We start from the raw sequence: 13,492 nt of genomic DNA, 5'->3' as shown, positions 1-13,492 counted from the left end.
CAGGACTTTCGGCTCGGACAGCCGGTCGGTCGTCGCTCGGAGACAGAAAAAAAGAACCCCTGCGAACCGCTTCTCAGCAGTTCACAGGGGTTCCTGTGGCGGAGGATAGGGGATTTGAACCCCTGAGGGCGTTAACCCAACCCGCGTTCCAGGCGAGCGCCATAGGCCACTAGGCGAATCCTCCGTGGAGGAGCATACCCAACGACGGCGGTTCACCGTTAAACGACCAGGTAGCCGCCCGTTCTAGGCCCACTTCAGCTGGGTGAGGGCATGCTCGGCGAGGGGGACGGACCGGTCGCAGGACGTGTCCGGGTTCGCGGTGGCGTCGAGACCGAATTTGGTCTCGATCGACAGGGTGCCCGCATCGGTCGTGACCTCGAGGATGCACTGGTACTTGCTCTCGGCGAGCGCCCGCCCCTCGAGTCCGCCGACGTCGATGGTGCGCAGTGGGTCGACCGGTTCCGGCGCGCTCGTAGTGGTGATCGTCACGGTGTTCAGCGCCTCGGGCTTGCCCCACGTGCAGGCGCGACGTTCGGGACTGTCGGTGGCGGTGCCCTCGCCGGCGCCTGCCGTGAGAAGCGGTGCGAGCGTCGCATCGTCCGCGAGCGTGCACGGCTCGGCCGCGTCCCAGCTCACCGCGTCCGAGGTGGCTGCGTCGTCGCTGCCTCCGCCGCACGCCGACAGTGCTGCCACGGCGGCGGCGAGTGTCACCGCGTGTGCTGTCCTTCTGAGTTTCATCCCGATCCTTTGCCGACGGTGGCCGAATGCGGGGGCGACGGTAGCACTGGCCGTGGTCAGAGGTGCGGCATCGGGTCCGGGCCGGGGTGGATCCCGACCACGGCTCGGGGCCGTCTACACTCTGTGGTGGATCCCGCGCGGCGCGCATCCTGTGAACTCCCCCAGGGCCGGAAGGCAGCAAGGGTCAACGGGCTCTGCCGGGTGCGCGGGGTCCCCTATCTTTCGCATACCCGACCCACGACGTCGGTGAGAGGCCGCTCCTGATGACCAACCAGACCCAGATCGGGTTGATGAGCCATGAGGAACTACTTTCGGAGCACGAGCGCCAGACTGCGAGTTACGCGCAGCTGAAGACCGAGAAGCTCACGCTCGACCTCACTCGCGGCAAGCCCTCGCCCGAGCAGCTGGATCTGTCGGCGGCGCTGCTGGCACTGCCCGGTGACGGCGACTTCCGCGACGGCAACGGCACCGACACCCGCAACTACGGCGGGCTCACCGGACTGCCGGAGCTGCGCGCCATCTTCGGTGAACTGCTCGGCATCCCTGTCGAGAACCTGCTCGCCGGCAACAACGCCAGCCTCGAGATCATGCACGACAACGTCGTGTTCGCCCTGCTGCACGGCACCCCCGACTCCCCGCGCCCGTGGTCGCAGGAGGAGAAGGTCAAGTTCCTGTGCCCGGCGCCCGGTTACGACCGCCACTTCGGGATCACCGAGACCTACGGCATCGAGATGATCCCGGTGCCGATGCGCCCGGACGGCCCCGACGTCGGCGTCATCTCCGATCTGGTGGCGAACGATCCGCAGATCAAGGGTCTGTGGGCCGTTCCCAACTACTCCAACCCCACGGGCGCGGTGTACTCGGACGAGGTCACGCGGACGCTGGCGTCGATGCCGACCGCCGCCCCCGACTTCCGGCTGTTCTGGGACAACGCCTACGCCGTCCACCCGCTCGTCGGCGAGACGGCGCCGTCGCTGGACGTCCTCGGGATGGCCGCGGAGGCGGGTAACCCCAACCGGCCGCTCGTGTTCGCGTCGACGTCGAAGATCACGTTCGCCGGTGCGGGCGTCAGCTTCTTCGGGTCCTCGACCGCGAACCTGGCCTGGTATCAGAAATACCTCGGTAAGAAGAGCATCGGTCCCGACAAGCTGAACCAGCTGCGGCACCTTCGGTTCTTCGGTGACGCCGAGGGCGTGCGCGCCCACATGGAGAAGCACCGCGAGATCCTGGCGCCGAAATTCGCGCTCGTCCTGAAGATCCTCGAGGATCGTCTCGGGGCATCGAAGGTGGCGTCGTGGACGGAGCCCAAGGGCGGATACTTCATCAGCCTGGACGTCGTCGAGGGCACCGCGAAGCGCGTCATCGCTCTGGCGAAGGACGCGGGGATCGCGCTCACCGCCGCCGGATCGGCGTTCCCGTACGGCGTCGACCCCGAGGACAAGAACATCCGGCTCGCGCCGAGCTTCCCCTCGATGGAGGATCTGGACAAGTCGATGAACGGTGTCGCGACATGCGTGCTGCTCGCGGCCACCGAATCACGCCTGGACCTGCCGAAGTCCTAGTAGACGACGTCCGGCCGCTCACCCTTGCCGGGTGAGCGGCCGGACGTGTCTCTACATCCTGGCGTAGCGCGCCATCACGAAGCTGTACAGCCCGTACGCGGCGATGCCCAGTCCGGCGAGGACCAGGAGGAACTGCCCGAACGGCGCCGAGCCCAGGGTCTTCACTGCGCCGTCGAGGCCGGTGGCCTTGGACGGGTCGGCGTTGACGACCGCCACGATCACCAGCACGCCCGCGCCCGCGATGACGAGGCCCTTGGCCACGTAGCCGACCACTCCGAGGGGTTCGACGAGTTTCGACGGGGTGCCCTTCAGGTCGTCCAGGAAGTTCTTCGACGCCCCCTTGTAGATGTGGTAGCCGCCGATCGCGATGGCGACGAGACCCACCACCACGAGAAGAATCTTGCCTCCCCCGGACTCCATGAGGCGTGCACTCATTCCGGCGTTCTGCTGACCGCTCGACTTCCCGCCGCCGCTCGCGAACTGGTATGCCGAGAAGGCGAACGCGAAGTAGACGACGGCCAGGCCGAACGCCTTCGCGCGGTCCAGCAGGGACGTGTCGTCGCCGTCGCCTTCGGAATTCTCGGTGACGTGGGGGCCGAGAACGGTCTCGGCGAGCCGCCACAGCGCCATCGCGATGAACGCGACCATCGCCACCCACAGCACGAACCGGCCACCGGGTTTGGCGGCCAGGGCGCCGAGGGCCCCGGACTGATCGGCGTTGCCGCCGGTGCCGAACGCCAGCTGAACGATGATGTACGCGATCAGCAGGTGGACGAAACCGCTCATCACGTGGCCGGCGCGCGCGACCCGTTCGAAGGTGTTGCTGTCGGTTGCCCTGTCGACGGCGCGGCTCATCCCGTTGGCTCGATTCGTTTCGTTCTGGGCCATCGGGTGTCCTTCGGGTTGTGCGAACGGACCGGAGTCCCTGTGACGTAGAGGTACCCGATATGGGCCGCGCCGACACGGGGTGAGCGTTATCGCACTGTGTTCGTGACCCGGTCGATCAGGTTGGACGCGCTGTAGTAGTCGAGGCGGAAGCTGTCCTTCCCGAGCCCGATCACCTGCTTCTTCTCCACGGACGGCGTCTCCCGCAGCGTCGGATCGGCGAGGAACCTGTCGGCGTCCGCTGCTTCACCGATCACGATGAACGTGGTGTTGCCGGGCACCGCTCGCGGCAGGTTCTCCTGCCCGGCCGGCACGACGTCCTTGCGGCCGGCCATGATGCCCTTGTCTGCGGCGGTGAGGTCGGACGGCAGCTCGGCAACCGAGAATCCGAGGCGTTCCAACAGGATGCCCTGCGCCGATTCGGCGGTGAAGATCCGCGACTCCTCCGGCGAGTTGTACGCGAGCACATTCACCGGGTTCGCCGCCGCGACCTTGTCGCCCAGCGCCGACTTGGCGTCGTCGAGCTGCTGGTCGAACTTCGCGACGAGGGCGTCGGCCTGTGCCTCGGCCCCGATGGCCGCGGCGATCTGTCCGCTGAGGTCCTGCCACGACTTGTCGTCGTATCGCAGCACCACGACGGGCGCGATCTGCTTCAACGTGTCCACCTGGTCGATCGCCGAATCACCGCCGGTGGCGGACACGAAGATGAGGTCCGGATCGGCGGCGGTGATCTTCTCGACGTTGGGTTCCCCCTGGTACAGCGTCTCGACGCCGCGCTCGGCGGCGATGTCCGCCCACTGCGTGAACAGGCCGTTCTCGTCGGTCACGTCGCTGGCTCTCTGCGCGCCGGTGCCGATCAGAGGGGCGTCGAGGGCGAGCAGTGAGCCGGTGAGGGTGACGCTGGTGGACACGATCCGCTCGGGCTTCTGTTCGAGCGTGACGCTGCCGGTCTCGTCGGTGACGGTGCGCGGCCAGCTCTGGGATGCGGCGGTGCTGTCGGTGGTCGCGGCGTCGGAATCGGGATCGGACGAGCACGCGGCAGCGCCGATCCCGACGGCGAGGACAGCGACGGCTGCCAGTGAGCGACGAAGTTTCACGGTAAGACTCTCTTTCGCACGGGTAAGGAAGCTGATTTAGGCTAGCGTTACCTACATTCGAATGGGAAGTGGATGCTGCAACGAGTGCCGGGACCCGAGCGTCGCGTCGTACGCGCACGGTCGATCGACGACCTGACACGTGACGGCGTCCTCGCGTTCTGGGACCGTCTCGCGGCCGCGGGCAGTCCCCTGATCGAGCCGGACGGGGCAGACCCCGGCTGTGTGATCGCGACGTTCTGCTGGCGGGATCCGGACGGCGACGAGCGCACGTCGCGCACGCGGCACGTCTACCTCGACGCCAACGGAATCACCGACCGCTCCCGACTGGAACGGGCCGCGCTGTCGCGGCTACCCGGCACCGACCTCTGGTCCCTGTCGATCGAGGTCCCCGAGACGTGGCGCGGTGCTTACCATTTCATCCCCCGCGCGGAATCGTTGACGGTTCCCGGCAACACCCCAGGCTGGCAGTGGTGGCGGAGCGTGCTCGCCGACGCGCAGTCCGACCCGTTCAACCCATTGCCGACGCGGGTGGTGCACACCGGCGACAGCTCCGAGGCGGTGATGCCGGCGGCACCCGCGCAGCTCTGGTGGACGGACCGGCCCGGCCGCGGCGCGCTCCACGAGACGACGTTCACGCTGTCGGGCACGCGACGGTCGGTGTGGGTCTATGAACCGGCCGGCCTCACCGCTCGGAATCGTCCCCTCGTGGTGGTGCTGGACGGCCGGACGTGGGCGGTCGACCTGCGTATCGCGGGCGCCGTCGACGCGCTCGGACATACGGGGCACCGGGTTCCGCTCGTCGTGATGGTCGACAGTGTCGGACCCGAACTGCGGTCTGAGGAGCTGGGCTGCAGTGCCGCGTTCGCGTCCGGTCTCGCCGGCGAACTGCTTCCGTGGCTGCGGCGGGAATGGGATGCCACCGACGATCCCGCGTCGACGATCGTGGCCGGCTGCAGCCTGGGCGGACTGACGGCGTGCCACCTCGCACTGACCGCCCCGCAGGTGTTCGGGTGCGCCGTCAGCCTGTCCGGATCGTTCTGGTGGCCCGGCTCCGGGCCGGGAGTCCCGTTCCAGGACCGCGTGCGCGCCACGCCGCCGTCGGACAGTCGGTTCAGCGTGGAGGTCGGGACACTCGAATGGATGCTCGTCGAACCCAACCGCGAGGTGCGCGACCTGTTGGCGGGCACCGGCCACGACGTGCGGTACCGCGAGTTCTGTGGGGGCCACGACGTCCTGCACTGGCGCGACGGTCTGATCGCCGGCGTGGCCTCGATGCTGGAGCGTACCGACCGGTAATGCAGTGATGTGGATAACTCTGTGAATAAACCGCGCGTCGAGGTGAAGGGCGCACCCGCCGGATCGTGGGATGGCAGGATCAGAGCATGGCACGCACGCTGAATCTGGTAGGGGATCCGGACGCCGACGCACTTCTGGCGAGTGATCCGCTGGCGTTGCTCATCGGGATGTTGCTCGATCAACAGGTTCCGATGGAGACGGCGTTCGCGGGTCCGAAGAAGCTGGACGACCGGCTCGGCGGCCTCGAGGTGCATCGCATCGCGGAGATGGATCCGGAGGAGTTCGCGGCCGTCTGCTCACAGACACCGGCGGTCCACCGGTTTCCCGGATCGATGGCCACCCGCATCCAGTCGCTGTGCGCGTTCCTCGTCGAGAACTACGACGGCAGCGTCGAGGCGTTGTGGACCAGCGGCGACCCCGACGGCAAAGAGGTCCTGAAACGGCTGAAGGCGCTGCCGGGTTACGGCGATCAGAAGGCCCGCATCTTCCTGGCACTGCTCGGCAAGCAGATCGGTGTGGAGCCGAAGGGCTGGCGGGAGGCCGCGGGCGACTACGGCACCGAGGGATCCCGGCGGTCGATCGCGGACGTCGTGGACGACAAGAGCCTCCACGAGGTCCGCGAGTTCAAGAAGGCCGCGAAGGCCGATGCGAAGAAGGCCGCGGCGGCGAAGAAGAAGTAGCCGCTACTCGGTATCGGAGGGGTTCTGCTTCCGTTCGGCGTCCAGGTGCCGCCGGCGTTCGGCCTCATGCATCCACGGGAAGACGCTGTTGCCCTGACCGCCGCCGCTCGGACCGTGTCCGAGCACACCGTGTTCGTACGCCGATTCGGCGTGCAACGCGAGGTCGATGCCGGACGACTCGTCCTCCGCGCTCACCCGGAACCCGAAGATCCGGTCGATCAGTTTGCCCAGCGCGTACGTCACGCCGAACGCGTACAGGGCGACGACCACCACGGCCAGCACCTGCTTGCCGAGTTGCGTGAACCCGCCCCCGTAGAAGAGGCCTTCCGGTCCGCCGGTCATGACCTCGGTGGCCAGCAGTCCGATCAGGATGGTGCCGACGATGCCGCCCATCAGGTGGACTCCCACGACGTCGAGCGAGTCGTCGTACCCGAGGCGGAACTTCCAGCCGACGGCGAACGAGCAGACCACACCGGCGACGGCGCCGACGACCAGCGCCCCGACCATGCTCACGGTGCCGCAGGACGGGGTGATCGCGACCAGGCCGGCGACGACACCGGACGCCGCACCGAACGTGGTGGGGTGGCCGTCCCGCTTCTGCTCGACGAGGAGCCAGCCGAGCAGGCCCGTGCACCCGGCGACGAGGGTGTTCAAGAAGATCGCGGCGGCCGTGCCGTCGGCGGCCAGCGCCGAACCGGCGTTGAAACCGAACCAGCCGAACCAGAGCAGGCCGACGCCCAGCAGCACCAGCGGAAGGTTGTGGGGGCGCATCGACTCGGACCGGAAACCGAGGCGCGGGCCCAGGACCAGCGCCAGCGCCAGGCCCGACGCGCCGGACACGATCTCGACGACCAGTCCGCCCGCGTAGTCGAGGGCGCCGAACTGCGCGATCCAGCCTTGCGGGTTCCACACCCAGTGCGCGACGGGTGCGTAGACGACGAGGGCCCAGACGGGCACGAAGATCATCCAGGCCGAGAACTTGGCCCGGTCGGCGATCGCGCCGCTGATCAGCGCGGCGGTGATGATCGCGAAAGTCAGCTGGAACGTGGCGAACAGGATCTCGGGGACCTGTCCGTGGACGGTGGTCGGGTCGATGCCCACCATCCCCAGGTGCTCGAGCCCGCCGATCAGTCCGCCGCCGATGTCGTCGCCGAAGATGAGGGAGTATCCGGCCACCAGCCACGCGACCGTGACCAGCGCGATCGACACGAAGCTCATCATGATCATGTTCAGTACGCCGGTGGAACGGACCATTCCGCCGTAGAACAGGGCGAGCCCCGGCGTCATCAGAAGGACCAGCGCGGTACTGATCAGAAGCCAGGCGGTTGCTCCGGCGTCGATTGCAGGCACGACATTCTCCTCACACCCCGAGACGAAACCCGGCGCGGAAAGTCACGATGACCGCGAGCGGTTTCGACTGTGCTGCCGCTGCGTTGCGAACGTGTTACGCAATGCGGTCAGGTTCGGACTTTTGCTTGTGAGTAGCGCCCCGAGCGGGTGCTGAGCGGGCGCTTCGACCACCCGGCCCGGACTGTCGGGGACCGCCGGTAGTCTTTCCGCGTGGCCCTGTACCGGAAGTACCGACCCGCATCCTTCGCCGAGGTGGTGGGGCAGGAGCACGTCACCGAACCACTGAGCACCGCTCTCGACGCCGGACGGATCAACCACGCGTATCTGTTCTCCGGTCCCCGCGGCTGTGGCAAGACGTCGTCTGCCCGCATCCTGGCCCGATCGCTGAACTGCGTCGAGGGTCCGACCTCGACGCCGTGCGGCCAGTGCCCCTCGTGCGTGGCGCTCGGCCCCGGGGGATCGGGCAACCTCGACGTCACCGAACTCGACGCGGCCAGCCACGGTGGCGTCGACGACACCCGTGAGCTGCGTGACCGCGCGTTCTACGCGCCCGCCGAGTCGCGGTACCGGGTGTTCATCGTGGACGAGGCCCACATGGTCACCACGGCCGGTTTCAACGCGCTCCTCAAGATCGTCGAGGAGCCGCCGGAGCACCTCATCTTCATCTTCGCCACCACCGAACCCGAGAAGGTGCTGCCGACCATCCGTTCGCGCACCCACCACTACCCGTTCCGGTTGCTCGCGCCGGCGACGATGCGCGGGTTGCTGGAGAAGATCTGCCACCAGGAGAGTGTGCCGGTCGCCGACCCGGTGTATCCGCTGGTCATCCGCGCGGGTGGCGGTTCGCCGCGTGACTCGCTGAGCATCCTCGATCAGCTGCTCGCCGGAGCGGGCGACGAGGGCGTCACCTACCCGCGCGCGCTCGCGCTGCTCGGCGTCACCGACGTCGCGCTCATCGACGACGCCGTGGACGCGCTCGCCACCGGCGACGGTGCAGCGCTGTTCGGGACGGTCGACCGCGTGATGGACGCCGGGCACGATCCGCGCCGGTTCGCCGTCGACCTGCTCGAGCGCCTGCGCGATCTCATCCTGATGCAGGCGGTGCCCGACGCCGCCGAACGCGGCCTGGTCGACGCGCCCGGCGACGTGCTCGAGCACATGCGCGCGCAGGTCCAGCGGATCGGTCCCGCCACGCTCGCCCGCTACGCCGAGGTGATGCACGCAGGCCTCGGTGAGATGCGCGGCGCCACGGCCCCCCGCCTGCTGCTCGAAGTGATGTGCGCCCGAATGCTGCTGCCCTCGGCGTCCGATGCGGAGTCCGCCGTGCTGCAGCGACTCGAACGCGTCGAACGCGGACTTCCGCCCGCCGGGTCGGCGCCGGCCGTCGACGCGGCCGAGCGGCCCGCGGCGGCTCCTGCGCGTGCGCCGCAACCGCCTGCCGAGCCGGAACCGGAACCGAAGTTCCAGCGACCGTCCATGCGGCAGGCCGCGGCAGCCACCGTGCCCCCGCCGCCCGAGCCGGAACCCGAACCGATGCCGCGGCCGGTTCCGGAACCCGCGCCGACACCCGTTCCCGAACCGGAGCCGCAGCCCGAGCCGACGCCGGTCCCCGAACCGACGCCCGCACCCGAGCCGACCCCCGCGCCGGCGTCCGCTCCCGTCCCGGAACCCGAGCCGACTCCTGCACCGGAACCGACTCCCGTGCTGGAACCGACTCCCGAACCGGAACCGGAGCCGTCGCTCACCCCCGAGGTGGAGGCGGAGCCCGCCGCATCGGCCGGTCCGGATGCTGCCGCGCTGCGCGAGTCCTGGAACTCGCTGCGCGAGAAGGTGAGTCAGCGGAACAAGATTCTGCCCGCCATGTTGTCGGCCGCGACGGTGCACGACGTTCAGGGCAACCGCCTGATCCTGGCGCACCCCGTCCCCAACCTGGGCGCTCGCATCGCGTCACCGCACAACGCTCAGGTGATCACCGAGGTGCTCGCCGAGATGTTCGGCGGCACCTGGGAAGTGGAGTATCAGGCCGGTGCTCCGACGGCGCCGCCACCACCGGTCGCGAAGGCCGCTGCAGCGCCGACGAAGCCGGCAGGCGCACCGCGATTCTCCCGGCCCAGTCAGGAGAAGACCGCGCAGCGTCCGCCGCAGCAGCAGTCCGACACACAGCGCTCCGACTCGGGTCCGGGTGCGGGCCAGGCACGTCCGTCGTCCGAGCCGGACGACGACATTCCGCCGCCGGAGGCACCCGACTACCCCGATGATCCCGGGCCGATCGACTACGAGGCTTCGGCGACCACGCCGCCCGTCTCCACACCCGAGGACGAGGAAGAGATGTTCGCGGAGGCGGCGGAACCCGTCGACCCCGCGACTCGCCGCGACCCGGAAGACGTGGCGTTCGAACTGCTGAAGGACATGCTCGGGGCCAAGAAGCTCGAGGGCTGACCCGACGGGGCCGTCGTCGGCGGTCCCGCCACATCGGGACATCCGCCCCTGGTGCCCGGGACGCCGGGTGGCCGATTCTCGTCCCATGAGCACAGTGAATGTTCCAGACGGCGTGCAGAACGAGGTCCCGGCGACTGCGCGACCGCGAAGCGGCCGGTGGTGGGCCTACCTCGGGGTCGTCGCCGGCGTAGCCGGAATCGTCGGTATCCAGGCGAGCATGTCGATCGACGCGGTCTACGCGGAGGCGTCGGCCGGTGACCCGGTCGCCATCATGAACGGCCTCGCCGGACAGCGCACCGGGATCCTCGTCATGCACGTGTCGATCATGACCGCGGCGCTGCTGATCCTCGTGTTCGCCGCCGGGCTGTCCCAGCGGCTGCGAGCCGCATTGCCCGCCGAGAGCATCCTGCCGTCGGTCGCGGCGTTCGGTCTGGTCCTGACGTCGGCGGCGTGCCTGCTGGGGACCGGCCTGACCACCGAGCTGGTGTTCGGTCTCGGTGACACGGACCAGGTGGTGCCGGAGTTCGCGGTGGTCGGCGGCCACTGGATGGGCACAATCCCGTGGCTGTGGGCGGGCGCCGGGGTCAGCGCGCTGGCGGTGGCCGTCGCACTGCTGCGCGGACAGGCGGGCCCGCGGTGGATCGGCTGGGTCAGCCTGGTCCTCGGCCTGGTGACGGCCGTCATCGGCGTCTCGCCGCTGCAGTACCTCGCCGGGTTCACCGGACCGCTGTGGGTGCTGGTGAGCGCGATCGGCTTCGCTTTCGCCGACACCGTGCGCGAGTAGGGGAGATACTCGTTCGCATCATGGTGAAGCGGAAGGACACTCGAATGACCGAGGGGTCGGCAGGTACGGGCGGTGCGCCCGTACCAGCCGCTGTCATGGCGGTGTCCGCGTGGATCCTGGTCGTCCTGTCCGTAGTGGCGTTCGTCCGGGCCGATCCGGGCATCGATTCGAACCAGTTGTTCTTCCTGGTGGACGTCGTCGGGGCGGCGGTCTACGGGACCGTGGCGGGCGTCGTCCTCGCGCGGCGGGTGCACCCCGTGCCGATCATCATGGGGCTCACCGCGATCGGCGTGGGTGTCGCCGCGCTGAGCTACAGCTATTCGCAACTCGCGGTCGTGCGTCCCGGGCTGCCGTGGGTCGACGTGCTGTCCCCGCTGCAGAACACGGCGTGGATTCCCGGGACGCTCAGCCTGTTCCTGATCGTGCCGTGGCTGATCCGCGACCACCCGCTGGGCGTCGGCGCGAAACTCGGCGTCCTCACGGGTATCGCCGCGACGGCCTGGTACTTCTGGTCCCGCACGTTCACGGACATCCCCGCGGTCTGGGTGATCGTGCCCGTTCTCGTCGTCGGCTCCGCGGCGGCAGCGGACTGCGGGTGGCGGTGGCGGCACGGCCCACCCGGCGAGCGTGTCGGGCTCGGATGGATGTGCCTCGGCACGGCGCTGATGACGGCCGCATACGTTCCGTTGGCACTGCCCGCGTCACTGCCGGGTCTGTGGGTGCTCAACCCGTTGGTGCACTTGGCTGTTCAGGCGTTCTATCCGGTCGCGATCCTGGTGTGCATCCTGCGCCAGCGCATGTGGGGGCTGAACCTCGCCGTCAGCCGCGCGACGGTGGCCGGCACCCTCACCGTCCTGCTGCTGGCGCTCTACGTGGTGGTGGCCACGGCCGTGACGGCGCTGCTGCCCGAGGGTGATTCGGTGGGGGCGCAGGTGGTCGCGGCGGGTGTCGTCGCCGTCGCGGTGCAGCCGGTCCGGCTGTGGCTGCAGCGGCGGGTGCACCACCTCGTCTACGGCGAGGGCGCGGATCCGGCTCGCGCCGTCCGCACCCTGGGCCGGCAATTCGGCAGCGCCGAAACCCCGGAACAACTCCTGGAGGGCCTCGCTGCCGGCGTGGGCGTCGCGTTGCGGCTCGAGTCCGTGTCCGTGCGGCACACCAGCGGGGTTGCCGCGGTGTGGGGTTCGGCGACGGGGCACGCCGAGTCGGTGGAGCTGGTCCACCGCGGTGCGATACTGGGGACGATGGTCGTCACGGCGCCGCCGGGGGAGTCGCTGGGGACGCGCACCCGCCGATCGCTCACCGAACTGTCGGCGGTGGTGACTGCCGGCCTCGTCGTGCTGCAGTCTGCGGAGAGCCTGCAGGAGGCGCGGCGTCGGCTGGCGTCCGTGCGACTGGAGGAGCGGCAGATGATTCGCCGCGAACTGCACGACGGGCTGGGTCCGTCGCTGGCGGGTATCCGACTCGGCCTTCAGGGCGCCCGGAACCTGCTCGGCTCGGACCCGGCCGCCGCCGCGGAACTCATCGACGCGCTGCAGGAGCAACTCGACCATCAGGTGGAGGGCGTCCGGCAGCTGTCCCGCAGCATGTTCCCGCCGGTGCTCGACGAGCTCGGACTGGTCCCGGCGCTGCACGAACTGGCAGCCAACCAGTCGCGCAGCGGATTCCAGCTGCGGGTGCAGGCCGATCCGCCGCCGAGGCTGGGTGCGGAGATCAGCGCCGCCGCGTACGGGATCGTCGTCGAGGCCGTCACCAACGCGCGCAGGCACAGCGGCGCCGACGGCTGCCGGGTCGACGCCACGTTCGCACGGGAGATGCTCACGGTCGTCATCCACGACGACGGGTGCGGGTTCGATCCGGCCGGGGCGGCGGCGTCGGAACCCGGTCGATGCGCGAGCGGGCCCACGAACTCGGCGGCACGCTCCACATCGAATCCGGCCGTCCGACAGGCACGGTGGTCACGGCCCGGTTACCGTTGACCGCATCATGAGCGCAGGCACCACGAATTCCACCACGTCGTCCATCCGGGTAGCTGTCGTCGACGACCACCCGGTGTTCCGGCTGGGGATGGTCGCGTTGCTGTCGACCCTGGACGGCATGGAGGTGGCCGCGCAGGCCAGTTCGGTCGCAGAGGCGCTCGACGTCGTCGACGGCGACGTCGACGTGGTGCTGATGGACCTCGAACTCGGGGACGGTTCGGGGGTGGACGCCACCCGGCGGCTCGTCGAGCGGCATCCCGCACTGCGGGTGCTCGTGGTGACCATGCACGAGGACGACGAATCGCTGGTCGCGTCGGTGCGCGCCGGGGCTCGCGGCTACCTGGTGAAGGGGGCAGATCCGGGGGAGGTGGAACGGGCGGTCCGAGCGGTCGCCAACGGGGAGGTGATCCTCGGCGCCGCGGTGGCGGCCCGTGCGATGAGCTTCATGGCCGCCTCGCGACGGGTGGGTCCCACGGTGTTTCCCGAGCTGACCGACCGGGAGCGTGAGGTCCTCGACCTCGTCGCCCGCGGCTACGACAACGCGAGCATTTCGCGGCGGCTCGTGCTGAGCCCCAAGACGGTGCGCAACCACGTGTCGAACGTGCTGGCCAAACTCGGTGTGCCCGACCGTCCCACCGCGATCGTCCGGGCACGGGACGCGGGTCTCGGCCTCGACGCCTGACCG

The 13,492-nt window shown here is 69.3% G+C and carries 10 protein-coding genes, 1 tRNA gene, 1 other RNA gene and 1 pseudogene; 8 read left to right on the top strand and 5 right to left on the bottom strand.

Annotated features, from left to right (window positions below; genetic code table 11):
• Positions 1-96: 96 nt before the first annotated feature.
• Together AZG88_RS29980 and AZG88_RS29975 are read right to left on the bottom strand one after the other, a co-directional pair.
• A tRNA-Ser gene (locus AZG88_RS29980) sits at positions 97-184 on the bottom strand.
• Between the two features lie 59 nt (positions 185-243).
• Complete coding sequence (locus AZG88_RS29975) at positions 244-738, bottom strand: DUF3558 family protein (protein ID WP_005248694.1); 495 nt, start codon at positions 736-738, stop codon at positions 244-246.
• A 125-nt stretch (positions 739-863) separates the two neighbouring features.
• Between AZG88_RS29975 and ffs the strand changes: the two genes are divergently transcribed.
• Positions 864-958, top strand: an RNA gene (gene ffs / locus AZG88_RS29970) — signal recognition particle sRNA small type.
• Between the two features lie 43 nt (positions 959-1,001).
• The gene (locus tag AZG88_RS29965; RefSeq protein ID WP_061699953.1) at positions 1,002-2,300 is read left to right on the top strand and encodes an aminotransferase class I/II-fold pyridoxal phosphate-dependent enzyme; all 1,299 of its coding nucleotides are present in this window, start codon (positions 1,002-1,004) and stop codon (positions 2,298-2,300) included.
• 51 nt (positions 2,301-2,351) lie between these two features.
• Here the strand turns inward: AZG88_RS29965 and AZG88_RS29960 are convergent, their stop codons facing one another.
• Both AZG88_RS29960 and fepB read right to left on the bottom strand, forming a co-directional pair.
• Positions 2,352-3,188 carry a DUF1206 domain-containing protein gene (locus tag AZG88_RS29960; protein WP_061041134.1) on the bottom strand — a complete coding sequence of 279 codons (837 nt, stop codon included), beginning with the start codon at positions 3,186-3,188 and terminating at the stop codon, positions 2,352-2,354.
• Positions 3,189-3,274: 86 nt separating this feature from the next.
• A complete protein-coding gene (fepB, locus tag AZG88_RS29955; protein ID WP_061041135.1) occupies positions 3,275-4,282 on the bottom strand; it encodes a Fe2+-enterobactin ABC transporter substrate-binding protein in 1,008 nt (335 codons plus the stop codon).
• Between the two features lie 72 nt (positions 4,283-4,354).
• Between fepB and fes the strand changes: the two genes are divergently transcribed.
• A complete protein-coding gene (fes, locus tag AZG88_RS29950) occupies positions 4,355-5,578 on the top strand; it encodes an enterochelin esterase (RefSeq protein ID WP_061699952.1) in 1,224 nt (407 codons plus the stop codon).
• Positions 5,579-5,664: 86 nt separating this feature from the next.
• Positions 5,665-6,258, top strand: coding sequence for an HhH-GPD-type base excision DNA repair protein (locus tag AZG88_RS29945; protein ID WP_025431689.1), 594 nt, complete (start codon positions 5,665-5,667; stop codon positions 6,256-6,258).
• Between the two features lie 3 nt (positions 6,259-6,261).
• Here AZG88_RS29945 and AZG88_RS29940 read toward each other — a convergent pair whose 3' ends face one another.
• Positions 6,262-7,608: an ammonium transporter gene (locus AZG88_RS29940; protein ID WP_005248686.1), complete on the bottom strand. Its 1,347-nt coding sequence runs from the start codon at positions 7,606-7,608 to the stop codon at positions 6,262-6,264.
• A 210-nt stretch (positions 7,609-7,818) separates the two neighbouring features.
• On the opposite strand from AZG88_RS29940, the gene AZG88_RS29935 reads away from it, so the two are divergent.
• The 4 genes and pseudogenes from AZG88_RS29935 to AZG88_RS29920 all read left to right on the top strand — a co-directional run bounded on the left by AZG88_RS29935 (position 7,819) and on the right by AZG88_RS29920 (position 13,489).
• Complete coding sequence (locus AZG88_RS29935; protein ID WP_061699951.1) at positions 7,819-10,047, top strand: DNA polymerase III subunit gamma and tau; 2,229 nt, start codon at positions 7,819-7,821, stop codon at positions 10,045-10,047.
• A gap of 85 nt (positions 10,048-10,132) precedes the next feature.
• Entirely contained in the window at positions 10,133-10,831 is a 699-nt protein-coding gene (locus AZG88_RS29930; RefSeq protein ID WP_187300234.1) for a hypothetical protein, read from the top strand.
• Between the two features lie 44 nt (positions 10,832-10,875).
• Positions 10,876-12,818: pseudogene (locus AZG88_RS29925) on the top strand (sensor histidine kinase).
• Positions 12,815-13,489 (top strand): response regulator, encoded by a 675-nt coding sequence (locus AZG88_RS29920; protein WP_005248663.1) that lies wholly within the window; start codon positions 12,815-12,817, stop codon positions 13,487-13,489. Before AZG88_RS29925 ends, AZG88_RS29920 begins: the two are co-directional and overlap by 4 nt.
• The last annotated feature ends 3 nt before the right edge of the window (positions 13,490-13,492 follow it).

The sequence above is a fragment of the Rhodococcus sp. LB1 genome, assembly GCF_001583455.1.
Lineage (GTDB): Bacteria > Actinomycetota > Actinomycetes > Mycobacteriales > Mycobacteriaceae > Rhodococcus_F > Rhodococcus_F opacus.
Note: the sequence above shows the minus strand (reverse complement) of the source record. Positions and strands in the feature narration are given on the sequence as shown.